The organism is Rothia sp. ZJ1223 (assembly GCF_016900985.1).
Lineage (GTDB): Bacteria > Actinomycetota > Actinomycetes > Actinomycetales > Micrococcaceae > Rothia.
The window spans coordinates 189,033-203,467 of sequence record NZ_JAFEUT010000004.1; the positions used below are offsets into that span (position 1 = coordinate 189,033).

Genomic DNA, 14,435 nt, shown 5'->3' on the forward strand with positions numbered 1-14,435 from the left:
AGGCGACGCCCTGCTACAAAAGAGCTACACCATCGACTTTCTCACCAAGAAGAAAGCGAAAAACACCGGCGAAGTACCCCAGTACTACGTCAGTGGCAACCACGAACCAATCATCGCTCCAGCGGTATGGGACTACGTCCAGACCCTGCTCGACCCCAATATCAAACGCGGCGGACGCCACCACGCCTCGAAGAAACACCCCTTATCTTCAACAATCGTGTGCGGGCAATGCGGACACTACTACGGGTCAAAAACATGGCACTCCAACAGCAAATACCGCCAGGTCATCTGGCGCTGCAACGCCAAGTACGAAAAGCACACCGGCTGCACCACACCGCACTTGAACGAAGCGCAAATTCAGGAAGCGTTCAACACCCTGCTGGGCAAAATAATCAATGAACGCGAAGTCCACCGCCAGGTCGACAAACTCGTATCGACCCAGCTGGACACCACCAGCCTCGAAGAAGAAGTCGCAGATGCGCTCGAAGCCCTCAATAAGGCCCAGACTGATTTCCTCGACCTCGCTCACCGCAACGCGCGGGCAAAAATCGACGCTGAAGAATACCGAGAGCAAAGCTTGCGGATGGAAGCGAACTACCAGCAGTCACTCGAAAAGTACAACGAACTAGCAGGGCAACTCGATGAATTGAGAGTCAGAAAAGTCCGCTTCGAGTACTACCTCAAAGAACGCAACAAGCTCACCACAACCGACCGGTTCACCCCGATGCTCTGGCGGACCCTAGTAGACCACCTGACCGTCACTCCCGAGGGCGGGTTCATCTTCACCCTCCAAGACAGCACTGAGGTCAAAATCTAGGGCGAGCTACTTCGCAACCATCTAGGCTCCTGGCATGCAAAACCGCATGTTCGGAGCCCTATTTTTCATTGAAAAAAGGCCGGAGACAAGCACCGACCCACAGCAAAGAAAAGCGACCCACTCACGCAGCCAAATACAACCTAACGCCCCGTTGTATCCAACCCGAGCAATAAGCATCGGGCTTATTGAAGTTTCTTACATCTCTATTTTCACAGTTGCAGTAGCAAATATGGCTTAGGAACTAGCACCATACGTTGAGGGCAGACGACCGCAACGGGTTGTCCCAGCTATTGCGGTCCAACCAGTTTGCAAAGAATTAGGAATGAATTCAACGGTTTCAGGGGCAGATGAGAGGAACTCAGCCTCTTCAAAATTATTGCCCATGACAAAAGTGAAGGTAGTGTCGACTTCTTTTGCGGGACCGATGTATCGCAGTGACTGGGTAGCATCCAAATCTAGTTCAAACAGGTTACGGTCGTAATCGATGTATTCCACCATGGCAGGCTGGTTTGGCTCTTGAACATCGTTGTAGCGGGTCACACCACCGATGTACATGCCCTCTGCGGTGCCCTTGTAGATGACGGTTACTACGTAGGTGCCTGCGACACTACCGGCAGTCTGAGCAATGGTGACGGTGGGGCAAGAGCGGGCAGATGCCGCATATGCTGGGATGGCGGTAGTTGCTGCAACGACGGGGGCTGCCCATGCGGCGCCCTTTACCAGCGAGCGGCGGTTAATGGATGATGTCATGATTCTCTTTCGGGGATACTCACACTCAAGCAGCATTACTTGACGCAGTAAACATTATTGATTGACACTGCAAGTAATTGTTTAGGTGAGAAATAATCATAAACTATAAAAATCTGGAATATATTCGCTTTTTTCAGGCGCAATAAAAATTGGCGGAAAGGCTTGCCACGCACCGACTCCTTTTAAATATCTGATCTTTTAAAGTACAATTCGGCACGAACAATCCCATGCCACACCAAATGCCGCTTGACTTGGGGAAATGCAGGGTTCAGCATACTCATTCCCACGCATACCCTGCACTCCAGTACCTGAAGTTTTCGCGCACCACCACACACCATAAGGCTACTTGTGAAGTTAAGCACCAGCGGCACGGACGCGCGTCGGCGGGCACTCACCCACACCCACCACCCGCGTCCGCAAGCAAAATCTGACTACACCCCAACGGTATAATCACGTTCCCGCCACCTGTGAGAAATATGTAGTCACCCAGTAGGGGACATGGACGCGGCATGGCACCTCTCAGCCCACAGCAGATAAGACGCACCCACCCCACCTGAATCAAGAAAGCAGATAGAACGCACCCACCCCCCCTCACATCCCCGCCAGCCTCTTTGGATATTTACCGCGAACTCTATAGATTGGTTTTATATTCAGTGTCACAGCCACAAACTGTTTGAAGGGTACTCATGAACAACCAACCAGGAGACCACCACGCACCAGAGGGCGCATCCGCACCCAGCGAAGGGCTCACACGCCCGCTACCCAACGACGTCTCACAAGGCTGGATGCCAGAAGACACCCGCCAAAGACCGCTCACCCCACTACCGGGCCCTAAGCTCTTCCGTTTTCAATCACTACTGCCCTTCAAATTCGCTAACGCCATACGCCACCCCGGCGAGCTACCCTGGCTGATTTCTGCCTACGGTGTGACACTCTTCGCCTATATTGGTGTGGGCATCTACTTTCTAACCTCGTTCATTCCAGACCTCATGGCGATTGAGGTTGATGAAACCACAGGAACCGCCAGCAATATCGGCCTCATGGTGCAGCTCACCCTGCTCGCCGTCTACCTGCCACTACTCCTCTTTTTAGTGCGTGCGTTCATGTACGCACAGATTCGCGTCAACGCCGTACGCATTAGCCCCACACAGTTTCCCGAAGCCTACCAAATGATAGTAGAAGCAGCCCGTGCCGCCGGTCTACGCCGCGTCCCCGACGCCTACGTAATGCTCGGCAACGGCCAGATCAATGCTTTCGCCTCAGGCCACGGGCACCGCCGCTTCATTGTGATTTACTCAGACCTCTTCGAAATCGGCGGCGCACCGCGCAACCCCAACGCTCTGCGCTTCATTATCGGGCACGAAGTCGGGCACATCGCAGCCGGTCACGTCAGCTACTTCCGCCTAATATTCACCTCGCTCTTTATGCAACTACCCCTGGTCGGCTCCATTCTCTCCCGCGCCCAAGAATACACCGCCGATAACTACGGCTACCGCTTCTGCCCCCAGGGCGCACCCGAAGTCACCGGCGTCCTAGCCGCCGGCAAATACCTCATGAACGAGGTGAACTTCGACGAATACGCCAACCGCGCTGTCTACGAAGGCGGCTTCTTCACCTGGATCGCCAACCTCAACGCATCCCACCCCGTTGGCACCTGGCGCGCCCACGCCCTGCGCGACCGCTCAGAACCCGGACGTCTCATTTGGCGCCCCAAGAATAACCCGCCCTACCCGCTCTCTATGATTCCTGCCGCCGAACCCGCAGAGACCTGGGCAGACCCGCTGCAGGCAACCGACTACATGGCAACCTACCCCGAAAACCCAAACAACCAGCACTTCGGTATTGTTCAGGTCGAACAGAAAGTACCTGCCCGTCACCGCGACCGCCGCGTAGCAGACATGCTCGAAACCCAGTGGGCGCCCCCACATATACGCGAAGAGCGGATGCGCGCAGCACAGAACGCACCGCAGGGCCAGGGGCAAGGTCAGACCCAGCCGCAAAGCCAACCCGAAGACTAAAACCAGCGCCCCGCCGAGAGTGCAACTTTGCACAGGTTTTCACGCAAAACATGTTCAAAATTGCGCTCTCGGCAGGTCAGCTCACAGCTCAGATGCCCGCGATACACTAGAAACCCGCGTCCGCACGCAGGCATACCTTGCAGCTACCGAAAGAAATCATGGCCACCATCACCTTTGAGAACGTCACCTGCACGTACCCCGGCGCTCAACGCCCAGCAGTAGACAACTTAAATCTAAAGGTCGCCGACGGCGAGTTTCTGGTACTCGTAGGCCCCTCGGGGTGCGGAAAATCAACAACCCTGCGCATGCTAGCGGGTTTAGAAAACATCACGAGCGGACGCATACTCATTAACGGTGCAGACATCACCCACGTGGCACCGAAAAACCGCGATGTTGCCATGGTTTTTCAAAACTACGCCCTCTACCCACATCTAACAGTGCGCGGAAACATGGCTTTCCCGCTAGTGGTCGCCAAGCAGCCCCGCGATCTTATCCAGCGCGCAGTTGAAGAGACAGCGGCAAAGCTGGATCTCACCGATTACCTCGACCGCAAGCCCGAAGCGCTTTCAGGTGGACAACGGCAGCGGGTGGCAATGGGGCGCGCAATCGTACGCCAACCCCAAGCCTTCCTCATGGACGAACCCCTCTCACATCTGGATGCCCAACTGCGTCAGCACACCCGCGCCCACATTTCAGAGGTGACCGGGCAACTGGGTATCACCACGCTCTACGTCACCCACGACCAAATAGAAGCAATGACAATGGGCGACCGCGTAGCAGTGCTCCACCAGGGGGTACTGCAACAGCTCGACACCCCCACCCGCATCTACGACCACCCCGCCAATACTTTTGTTGCCAGTTTCATAGGCTCACCCTCGATAAATTTCTTTCGGTGCCCCGTGACTGGCGAGGGCGCTTCTCTAGGTAGCTTCGTCCTGCCCTTACCTCAAACCAATACCGAGCAGGGGAACGCAGGGTGCGTCCTGCTGGGCATACGACCGGAACATCTAGAACTCACCGACGAGGGCAAAGGTATTGCGGGGCGTGTTGAGACCATCGAGGAATTAGGCGCGGACGCCTACGCTTACATTCGCACCGACGAGGTAGAACTCGCCGGGCACGGAGCTGATCTGCAACAGTGCGTGGCGGTGCGAGTACCGGCGCGTACTCTCACCCGCGACAGCAACGTCTGGATCAAGCCCAGCGGCGCAGTACACTTTTTTGACGCTGACACCGGGAAAAACCTGCAAGTCTAAGAGCAACTCAGGGGCGGGTATACCGAGCGGACGCCAGAGGGCGGGCGCACCGGGCTAGCTGGGCACGCACGTTTCGCCCTTTCCACCCACCCCCCCCCAACGCCTCCCCCCCCGGTGTGACCAGGTTCTACTCACCTGTGACCACGTTGTGCTCAAATGACCGCAATCAACGCGGTCACCTTGGGTATAACGTGGTCACACCCGAGGCGGGCGTAGGAGAACGAGCAGTTATAAACTAAAAACTATGCCTTCTCGTGCATCAACACCCGGCACCGCCACTCCAGACCACACCAGCAGGCACCGCCCCTATCAGGCTTTGCGTATTCGCTCAGAGGTCAGGACGCAACGTTACTGCCCGCGGGCTACTTTTTTTCACCAGCCTGGTGAGCGCTCACCTTCCCCGTAGGAGTGCGCTCCTTGGGTGCCTACAACATAGGCTGACATGCCCTTTCAGCGATGTTGCTGGTAGTTTTTCTAGTTCACTGGTTTCTTGCTACCACCGGAACGCTCAGCTCTATTCTTCGTGTACGCATCCGCCCAGCCGTAGACTAGAACAGTGCCACTACCAACTTTTCTTCGCAAACCAGACCCACTGATTCTCATGATTCTTGCGGCGGTGGTTCTCGCTATTGCGCTGCCCGCACGCGGGGATTTCGCCGACTCTTTCTCGCTCGCCACCAAAGCGGCAATTGCGTTGCTGTTCTTTCTCTACGGCGCACGCCTGTCACCGCAAGAAGCCCTGGCAGGTCTCAAACACTGGCGGCTGCACAGCACCATTCTCGCTTTCACCTACCTGGTCTTCCCGCTGATTGGGCTGGCGCTCTTTCCGCTTAAATACGTTATTGGCAATGAACTGTATTTGGGACTGCTCTTTATGAGTCTCGTGCCTTCTACCGTTCAATCATCGGTGGCTTTTACATCAGTAGCACGCGGTAATGTTGCCGGTGCCATCGTGGCAGCAAGTGCCTCCAACTTAGTGGGCGTGGTGGCTACCCCAGTGCTAGTCATGCTGCTCATGCGCTCAGACTCCCTGACTATCTCAGGGCAAGTCTTTGTGAATGTCGCCCTACAACTGTTGGCACCCTTCGTACTGGGCCAGCTGTTGCGGCGCTGGGTAGGCAACCTAGCCAAAAAGAAAATCACCAAACACGTTGATCGCACCTCAATTGGTATGGTGGTCTACTCCGCTTTTTCTGCGGGAATGGTCGATGGGGTCTGGACGCACGTTTCACCCCCGCAGCTACTGGTACTGGTAGGTCTTTCAATACTGCTGGTATTGGGCATGCTGGCACTAACCAACAGTGTTGGGCAACGCCTGGGATTCAGCCGTGCCGACAGGATAGCCATTCAATTCTGCGGCACCAAAAAATCCCTCGCCACCGGGTTGCCCATGGCAGCTATTATCTTCGGCAGCGCGTCCTTAGGGCTGCTTATTTTGCCGCTGATGATCTTTCACCAAGTGCAGCTCATGATTTGTGCCGGGCGGGCAGCAGCCTACGCAAAAGCCAACAATATTGAGCAGTAACACAGCTTCACAGGGTGTTGCGAAGGTCATGGTAAGAGGTTTAGAGTACAAAGAACAGACTACTGACTATCTTTACCCTTGGAGGCAACGATGCCCGCAGCACGCACCCCACTTTTAGCTCTCAGCACCCTCGTTCTCACCCTCGGGTTAGTAGCGTGTGGAGCCTCAAAACCCGCCGAAACCGAAACCACCCAGGCACCCACCTCAACCGTTGAGCCCAGCGCTATCAACACCGGAGACACTGACGACATGAACGAGTCAGACGCACCCGACACCGCAGATAAGGATGCCGACGACGCTAACGGCGAGCGCGACGACAAGAATGACATGGACAATAAGGGTGATAAGGACGCCGACGTCGATGATACCGACAATGATTCAGATAATGATGATGACCGGTAAAAGAATAAGTTAAACACTTGTGGTGCGCCCCGCCGCCTTCACTGTTGAAGGTCGCGGGGCGCATTTTTGTGATGAAGTTTCATTTCACGGCAGGCAGGTTCAGGACGCGCGTCCGCCCGACTGCCCGCCCCTGCGTCCACCCAGCCCCTGCGTCCGCTCTGCTCTGCTCCTCATGTGATTAGGCTCTACTCAGAGGTGACCAGGCTCCCGTCACTAGTGACCACGTTCTGCTCAGGTGACCACGATAAACGCGGTCACCTGAGCAGAGTACGGTCACAGTGAGCAGAACGCAATCACCCCTCTCATAGAAAAGTTTTAAAGTTTTTCTTAAAAAACTTAAACCGCTCGCGCACCCGGCTACGAACTCTTTATGTCAACGCCCCAACAAGGGCTGGTAAAAATCATTCTCAAGGAGAAAATCGTGGCAACTTTTGCACAGCGTTCATTCATGGTAGTTTCAACCGCAGCCCTCGCTCTGGGTCTGGCAGCCTGCGGCGCTAACGCCGAAAAAACCGGTGACATGATGAAAGAAACCTCAGCACCGGCGTCCTCATCAGCCATGATGGATGAATCCATGACGCCCTCACCCATGATGAGTGAGTCTCCCATGATGGACGACAAGATGGACAACATGGATAAAGAAAAGATGATGGATGAATCCATGATGCCTTCGCCCATGATGAGCGAATCAATGATGATGAAGGACGATATGGGCGGCATGTCTAATGACATGGATAAGAAGATGATGGACGAGTCGATGATGCCCTCACCTATGATGGACGAGTCAATGATGATGAAGGACGATATGGGCGGCATGTCTGATGGCATGGACGATATGAAGAAGTAACACGACATCACACTGGGATTATTCATGCTCGCGTAGAGCTAACGAGTAGCATAAGAGGCATGACAGACCGTACCCTGTACCCGGCATCTCAGGCGGTGGGCGCAACTGATGAGGATCAGTTGAAAGAGCTCATCGCCTGTACTGCTACGGGTAGTGAAGAGTGTTTTGAACGAATGTACGATCAGCTTGCACCTTATATTTATTCGCTGGTGTGGCGGGTCACGCGCAATCAGAGTCACGCTGAAGAGGTAACCCAAGAGGTCTTTTTGGAGGTGTGGCAGAAGGCTCCGCTGTTTGACCCTGCGAAGGGTTCAGCGAGGTCGTGGGTGATGGTGATTGCCCATCGGCGCGCAGTTGACCGGGTGCGGTCGGTGCAGGCATCTTACAACCGTGATATGTCTCAGGGCACTGCGGAGTTTCAAGAGGTGTATGAGCACGTCCACGAGACGGTGAACTCCCATCTTGAAGCTGAGCATGTGGCTCAAGCACTGGCGTCCTTGCCGGTGGAGTACACAGAAGTTATTACCCTTGCCTATTTTGGTGGTCTGACGCAACGCGATATTGCCGGGGCACTGAATGTTCCCTTGGGTACTGTTAAATCTAGAACGCGGGCGGGTTTGTTGGCGTTACGCACTGCTTTGGAGGGGGTTTACGGTGAGCAATAAGTTCTTGAGTGAGGACGCGGCTGGTTACGCCCTGAATTCCCTGGGTGGGCAGGAGCGGGCGACTTTTGAGGCTGCCCTTGATAAGCCAACGCGGGAACAGGTGCGGGATGCCCAGGAGGTCGCGGCAACTATAGGTTTGGGGGTTATGCCCCTTGCTCCGCCCGCCTACCTCAAGGCGCAGCTCATGCAGCAGGTACGCAGCACACCGCAGGTTAAGCCCCCGGCTAGAAAGGGCGGCGCGTCCCTACCCGGTGCAGAAGACCCCTCACTTTCATCAGCACATCTCATTTCGCCCCTTGATGCACCTGTTTCTCGCGCGCAGCGCCGAGCCCAGGAGCGCTGGAGTGGCACTTGGCGGGCGCTCACCCTCGTTGCGGCGGCAGCTGCCCTGGTTGCAGGTAGCTGGGGCTTCACCCAGTACCAGCAGTTGCAGGACGCGCGCACCCAGCTAACTGCCCTGAAACAGCAGAGCGCAGGCACCGCGTTAGTCGATCAAATCAGCATGGCTGAGGATGTTTCTCTCGCGAAAGGCAACATGGACGGCTCCAACGTTTCTGTGGTCTATTCCCCCTCGCACAATATGGCTGCCATCGCTACCGCTGACCTTCCCCCGTTACCGGAGGGAAAGGCTTACATGATCTGGCTCTACAATGCAGAGGGGCAGATTGTAGGCTCAGGCACACTCAATGATGGGTCGGTGGGTCAGGTCTTCACCGAAATGACCGGGCAGGATCTCAGTCAGGTGACGGACTTCGGCATTACTGTTGAGGATGCAACTGCCACAGCCCCCAGCGACAAACCCCTGATGCTCGACGTCATGGCGCAGAACAACTAGCTCTGCCGCTTGCACTGCCCTGCACAAAACTTAAAAATAAAAACGCCGGTGAGTACGGCTCAAGATTTTTCTGAGCCGCACCCACCGGCGTTTAAAGCATTCTTTAGAGTGCCTCCACCGCGCGAATCAGCGCGATGTGTGGAATGACGTGCGGGAAGTTGCCACTCATGCGTCCCAAGTCAAAATCATACTCAGAACTCATCAAACCCAAGTCGTTGGAAAGATCCAAAACAGTACGCAGCAGACGGCGACCGTCCTCGGTGCGACCGGAACGCAGGTACTGCTCGGCAAGCCACAGCGAAGCACCAAAGTGTGGGTTGTCCTGCCCCTCGAAACCATCGATATTGTCACGGTTAATGTAACGGTAAATCATGCCCGATGAGTGCATCAGTTCAGCTTCAATACGCTCCACTGTGCCCAGCATGCGCGGATCATCCCACGCCACAAACCCAATGTGAGCGAGCTGCAAAAGGGAGGCATCAACGTGTATACCGTCATAGGTCTGCACAAAAGAGTTCAGCTCTTCGTTATAGCCGTGCTCCAAAATCTCAGCCGCCACGCGGTCGCGAGCCTCAGCCCATACCTCGGCGTCCCCCGTCATACCGTGCTCAGTTACCGCAGTAACACCGGCATCAAAAGCAGCCCACAGCATCGCCTGAGAGTGAGTAAATACATGGGGTTCACCCAGCATCTCCCAAATTGAGCGGTCAGGTTCACCAATACGCTCCACCGCAGAGTTCAAAAGAGCCTGCTGCAGCGGCCACGAGAGGTGATCTTCTCCCACGCCGTGACGGCGCAGATTCGCGAAAGTAGCCAGCACCTGACCCAGCGCGTCCCCCTGAAAATAGGAATGCGAACCGTTACCCGAACGCACCGGCTGAGACCCCTCATAACCGGTCAGAGCCAGGCGGCGGTCAAGATCATCTTTCTCGCCAGCAACACCGTACACCGAGTGCAACTTGTAGGGGTTGTTAGCAAGCGCGCGCAGCATCCAGTTACGCAGCTGGGCGGTTTCACGTTCGTGACCGTGAGCTAGGGTAACGTCCATTGCCATAGCAACGTCACGTAGCCAAGCGAAGCGGTGATCCCAGTTGCGCTTACCGCCGATAACCTCGGGGAGGGAAGTAGTCACAGAAGCAACCAAACCACCGGTTTCACGCGAAATCAGCGCGCGCAACACGAGTAGCGAGCGCAGGCGAGCCTCACGCAATTCAGCGTCAAAAGCAGCGTTTTCATCGTCTTCTTCAACGACGGGGTTAGCGCTGGTCTGAGCGAACTCTTCGTAGGTTGCCGCGTCCACCTCAAAAGAGATGGTCTGGGTTGAGGGTTCAATAACTTCACTGTCAACCTCGCGGGTAACCTCGATGCTTTGGGCATCGACACTTACATCGGTTGCAGGTGGTGCCACCTGAGGCACAGGGTTCGTGGATGCTTCCGGCTCGCTTGCAACAACCGGCTGGGACTGCGTGGGTGTGGGTTCAGGAACCTCATCAACGTACAGCGAGGACCACTCGCTCCACTGCTCTTCGGCGTAGGTCAGTGCCTTGGGGTAGTCGATGGGCGCAGGCGGGTTCTGGTTAGATGCAAAGTAAGAGAGGGTGAACACGTAGTTCTGACCGGCGGTCACGGTAAAAGTGCCAGCGTGCTGGTCAGGCTGACCGTCGGGCATCGGCGAGCCGCGGAACACCAGGGCGTGCGGACCAGCCATGCCCACCAGCATCGACTCATCGGGATCAGGCACACCGTTAGCGTCAATAGCGCCCTCATAACGAGTTACCCACGGCTGGGTTTTGCCATTATCAAAACGCAGTGCGAACTCGTTGTACATGGTGACCTCACCGGTGAGACCCTCCACGTTACGCACAATCGAGGTGCCCGCAGCCAGCGGCATAAAGTCGGTGACTCGCACCGATGCGTCCCCCACAGACCACACCGTCTGCAGGACGAAAGTGTTTTCGCGGTAGCTACGCTCAATCTTGATTTCTTCAACTGGGTTCGGATTGACGCTCTCTAGCGGAGCAAGCAGCCAGCGTCCGCTATCGCGCTCCCCCAGCAGGGCAGCGAATACTGCGCCGGAGTCGAAACGCGGGGCGCAAAACCAGTCAATTGAACCCGCACGCGAAACCAAAGCGCCGGTGTTCATATCTGAGAGCAGAGCGTAGTCCTCGATATAAGAAGCCATGCTCCTAAGCCTACCAAAGACACGGTAGGCGGCAGGGGTAAAAAGTTCCCGTTCCTGTAACCGGTTGCCTGTTGCTCTCTGCTGACGGTGGAAAGGTCTTGAAAATATACCCCCTGGGGGTATAGCGTGGAGGATATGAGCAAGAGAACCACCTGCGACCACCAGGTTCACGGTTATCACAGTTCTAAGGACGCGCACCTTACGCGCCTGCGCCGGGTTGAAGGGCAGGTGCGCGGTATTCAGCGCATGATCGAAAACGACACGTACTGCATCGATATCCTCACCCAGGTTGCGGCTATTAATAAGGCGTTGCACGCGGTTTCTACCAACTTGCTGGAAGAGCACATTCGCCACTGCGTTGTTGATGCCGCTATCACCTCGGAGAAAACCGGCGATCAAAGTCTGATTGACGAGAAAATCAAAGAAGCCACCGACGCTATTACCCGCATGATGCGTAGCTAACACGCGCCCCCTAGTTTTCTTGCCCCCGCGGCAAGAGCCCCTAAGAAATATAGAGAAGAAAAAAGGAGCACACCATGGCTACTACTACCGTTCGAGCAACCGGTCTGACCTGCAACCACTGCGCGCTGAGCGTTACCGAAGAGGTTTCTGAGGTTGAGGGTGTTGATGAGGTAACTGTTGACGTTGTCAAAGACGGCGAATCAACCATCACCATTGAGCACACTGACCCCATCAGCGAGACCGCAGTGAACGCTGCTATTGCTGAAGCTGGCTTTGAGGTTGTTACCAACTAGTTTTACTCGCTGAGAGTGCAATTTAAGACCGTTTTTTCGCGAAAACATGTCTTAAATTGCACTCTCGATTTTTAGAGATAAAGGATTCACCGTGCCTCCCCTTGAGAGTTTCTCTACCACGCCCGCTACTACCCGCATCGTGAATGTGAGCGTTGGCGGCATGACCTGCGCTTCATGTGTTGGTCGTGTTGAGCGTAAGTTGCGAAAACTTGAGGGGGTGGACGCATCCGTCAACCTGCCCTTGGAATCAGCGCGGGTAATTGCCCCGCAAGGCATCAGCGACGAGGTGCTGATTGAAACCATTGAAAAGGCAGGTTATACGGCGCAGCTGAAAACTGACCAGCAGCCCGCTGAGGTTGATACAACGTCTTTGCATTCGCCCGAGATGTTGAAAAAACGCATCTGGGTGGCTGCGCTTTTCGCACTGCCGGTTTTTGCGATTACCATGTTCGCTCCCCTGCAATTTGCTCATTGGGGGTGGGTAGTTGCGCTCTTGGCGCTGCCGGTGGTGACCTGGGCGTCGTGGCCTTTTCACCGTTCGGCAGCTATTAACGCCCGGCATTTTTCGGGCACTATGGACACCCTCGTTTCTTTGGGCGTCATTTCTGCTTACCTTTTCTCTGCTGCCAATCTTTTCTTAGACCCTATGGTGACCGCTCATGCGGGGCACGCGGGTATGACGGATATGAGCGCGCACGACCACAATCTTTACTTTGATTCATCGACCATGGTGGCGTTGTTTTTGCTGCTGGGCCGCTACATTGAGGCGCGGACGCAGCGACGTTCTTCGCAGGCGCTTCGCAACCTGCTAGATCTGGGAGCAAAAGAAGCAACCCTTATACAGGATAATAAAGAGATTCGGATTCCCGTGAAAGATCTTCTGCCGGGGGATGTTTTCTCGGTGCGTCCGGGTGAGAAAATCGCAACGGACGGTGTGGTGAAAACAGGCACCTCTGCGGTTGATGAGTCTTTACTGACGGGTGAGTCTGTTCCCGTTGAGGTTGCTCCGGGTAGTCAGGTCACGGGTGCCACCGTAAACACTTCGGGCGCGCTAACCGTTGAGGCAACTCGTGTGGGTGCTGAAACTACCCTGGCGCAGATGGGTCATTTGGTGGCTGAGGCGCAGTCGTCGAAGGCTCCTATTGCGCGTTTGGCTGACAGGATTTCTTCAATTTTTGTTCCGGTAGTTTTGGTGCTTGCTCTACTGACCCTGGTGGGGTGGCTGGTAGTAACCGGTGATGTTTCGCGTGCTTTTGTGGCGGCAGTGTCGGTACTGGTCATTGCTTGCCCGTGTGCTCTGGGTTTGGCAACCCCTACAGCTCTCTTGGCGGGTACAGGGCGGGGTTCGCAGTTGGGCGTTCTTATTAAAAGCGCCCAGGTTCTTGAAGATACCCGCAAGGTATCAACGATGGTGCTCGATAAAACGGGTACGGTCACCACCGGCGACCTTGAAGTCATGGCTGTGTACCCCTTTGCTACAGATGCTGATATGCATCTTGATGTTTTAGTACCGGCTGCCGCTGTTGAGCACCACAGCGAACACCCTCTTGCCCGTGCGATTGCGGCGGCGGGGGCTCACACGTCCGCCCTACCACAGGTCAGCGATTTCAAGTCTTTTGCCGGTGGTGGCGTCAGCGGAACGCTGGCAGATGGACGCGCGGTGCTGGTGGGCAAACCCAGTTTTTTGACAGAACAGGGGGTAGCGCTCACAAGCACCCAGAAGGAGCTACTGCACAAGCAAGAAACCGGCGGACTGACAACCGTTGCCGTGGCGGTGGCGAATCAGGCGGTGGGTCTAATTTGTCTGCAAGATACCCCCAAGAATGGTACCGCGGCGGCGATTGCCGAGATTAAGAAGCTGGGTATTACCCCCATGCTACTGACCGGGGATGCGCGCGCTGTGGCAGAGGCAGTTGCCTCCCAGGTGGGTATCGAACCGGGCAACGTGTATGCGCAGGTGACCCCGCAAGAGAAGGTAGAGCGGGTGCGCGCCCTGCAAGGTGAAGGTGCCAGCGTGGCGATGGTGGGTGATGGTGTTAACGACGCAGCAGCTCTGGCACAGGCTGATCTGGGCATCGCGATGGGTTCAGGCACCGACGTTGCAATGGAAGCTGCCGATATGACCCTGATGCGCTCAGAATTAGAGTCTGTGCCCACCGCTCTCAAGCTCTCCAAAGCCACCCTTAAACTCATCAAATCCAACCTCTTTTGGGCTTTTGCCTACAATACGGTGGCGATTCCGGTGGCGGCGGCAGGTTTGCTCAACCCCATGATTGCGGGGGCTGCTATGGCGTTCAGCTCGGTGTTCGTGGTGCTTAACTCCATGCGCCTGACGGTGTGGAAGCCCTAAACCGTATCATCGGGTAGGTGAGTTCTACCTGCT

Annotated in this window: 15 protein-coding genes; 12 read left to right on the forward strand and 3 right to left on the reverse strand. The window is 55.6% G+C overall.

The features are described 5' to 3' along the window. Window positions 1-13: 13 nt before the first annotated feature. Window positions 14-199 (reverse strand): hypothetical protein, encoded by a 186-nt coding sequence (locus JTP09_RS10050; RefSeq protein WP_239478962.1) that lies wholly within the window; start codon window positions 197-199, stop codon window positions 14-16. Between JTP09_RS10050 and JTP09_RS10060 the strand changes: the two genes are divergently transcribed. Then, entirely contained in the window at window positions 161-817 is a 657-nt protein-coding gene (locus tag JTP09_RS10060) for a recombinase zinc beta ribbon domain-containing protein (RefSeq protein ID WP_370592534.1), read from the forward strand. The genes JTP09_RS10050 and JTP09_RS10060 overlap by 39 nt on opposite strands. Before the next feature lie 234 nt (window positions 818-1,051). On the opposite strand, the gene JTP09_RS06760 is transcribed toward JTP09_RS10060, so the two are convergent. Continuing rightward, window positions 1,052-1,567, reverse strand: a complete 516-nt coding sequence (locus JTP09_RS06760; protein ID WP_204877689.1) for a hypothetical protein — start codon at window positions 1,565-1,567, stop codon at window positions 1,052-1,054. A gap of 686 nt (window positions 1,568-2,253) precedes the next feature. Between JTP09_RS06760 and JTP09_RS06765 the strand changes: the two genes are divergently transcribed. The 8 genes from JTP09_RS06765 (at window position 2,254) to JTP09_RS06800 (ending at window position 9,115) form a co-directional block, all read left to right on the forward strand. Next, on the forward strand, window positions 2,254-3,585 hold the full coding sequence (locus tag JTP09_RS06765) for a M48 family metallopeptidase (RefSeq protein WP_204877690.1): 1,332 nt from the start codon (window positions 2,254-2,256) through the stop codon (window positions 3,583-3,585). Between the two features lie 158 nt (window positions 3,586-3,743). Continuing rightward, window positions 3,744-4,841 (forward strand): ABC transporter ATP-binding protein, encoded by a 1,098-nt coding sequence (locus JTP09_RS06770; protein WP_204877691.1) that lies wholly within the window; start codon window positions 3,744-3,746, stop codon window positions 4,839-4,841. Window positions 4,842-5,397: 556 nt separating this feature from the next. Beyond that, window positions 5,398-6,366 carry a bile acid:sodium symporter family protein gene (locus tag JTP09_RS06775; protein WP_370592525.1) on the forward strand — a complete coding sequence of 323 codons (969 nt, stop codon included), beginning with the start codon at window positions 5,398-5,400 and terminating at the stop codon, window positions 6,364-6,366. A 90-nt stretch (window positions 6,367-6,456) separates the two neighbouring features. Further along, window positions 6,457-6,768, forward strand: coding sequence for a hypothetical protein (locus tag JTP09_RS06780; RefSeq protein WP_204877692.1), 312 nt, complete (start codon window positions 6,457-6,459; stop codon window positions 6,766-6,768). 19 nt (window positions 6,769-6,787) lie between these two features. Further along, a complete protein-coding gene (locus JTP09_RS06785) occupies window positions 6,788-6,946 on the forward strand; it encodes a hypothetical protein (protein WP_204877693.1) in 159 nt (52 codons plus the stop codon). A gap of 243 nt (window positions 6,947-7,189) precedes the next feature. After that, the gene (locus tag JTP09_RS06790) at window positions 7,190-7,615 is read left to right on the forward strand and encodes a hypothetical protein (protein WP_204877694.1); all 426 of its coding nucleotides are present in this window, start codon (window positions 7,190-7,192) and stop codon (window positions 7,613-7,615) included. 59 nt (window positions 7,616-7,674) lie between these two features. After that, window positions 7,675-8,280, forward strand: coding sequence for a sigma-70 family RNA polymerase sigma factor (locus JTP09_RS06795; protein ID WP_204877695.1), 606 nt, complete (start codon window positions 7,675-7,677; stop codon window positions 8,278-8,280). Then, a complete protein-coding gene (locus tag JTP09_RS06800) occupies window positions 8,270-9,115 on the forward strand; it encodes an anti-sigma factor domain-containing protein (RefSeq protein ID WP_204877696.1) in 846 nt (281 codons plus the stop codon). The genes JTP09_RS06795 and JTP09_RS06800 overlap by 11 nt, the downstream gene beginning before the upstream one ends. A gap of 103 nt (window positions 9,116-9,218) precedes the next feature. On the opposite strand, the gene JTP09_RS06805 is transcribed toward JTP09_RS06800, so the two are convergent. Then, window positions 9,219-11,297 (reverse strand): glycoside hydrolase family 15 protein, encoded by a 2,079-nt coding sequence (locus JTP09_RS06805; protein WP_204877697.1) that lies wholly within the window; start codon window positions 11,295-11,297, stop codon window positions 9,219-9,221. 135 nt (window positions 11,298-11,432) lie between these two features. Between JTP09_RS06805 and JTP09_RS06810 the strand changes: the two genes are divergently transcribed. From JTP09_RS06810 to JTP09_RS06820, 3 genes are all read left to right on the forward strand, one after another. Next, complete coding sequence (locus tag JTP09_RS06810; protein ID WP_204877698.1) at window positions 11,433-11,759, forward strand: metal-sensitive transcriptional regulator; 327 nt, start codon at window positions 11,433-11,435, stop codon at window positions 11,757-11,759. A gap of 74 nt (window positions 11,760-11,833) precedes the next feature. After that, window positions 11,834-12,052, forward strand: a complete 219-nt coding sequence (locus JTP09_RS06815; protein WP_204877699.1) for a heavy-metal-associated domain-containing protein — start codon at window positions 11,834-11,836, stop codon at window positions 12,050-12,052. 91 nt (window positions 12,053-12,143) lie between these two features. Then, the gene (locus JTP09_RS06820) at window positions 12,144-14,402 is read left to right on the forward strand and encodes a heavy metal translocating P-type ATPase (RefSeq protein WP_370592526.1); all 2,259 of its coding nucleotides are present in this window, start codon (window positions 12,144-12,146) and stop codon (window positions 14,400-14,402) included. Window positions 14,403-14,435: the final 33 nt, after the last annotated feature.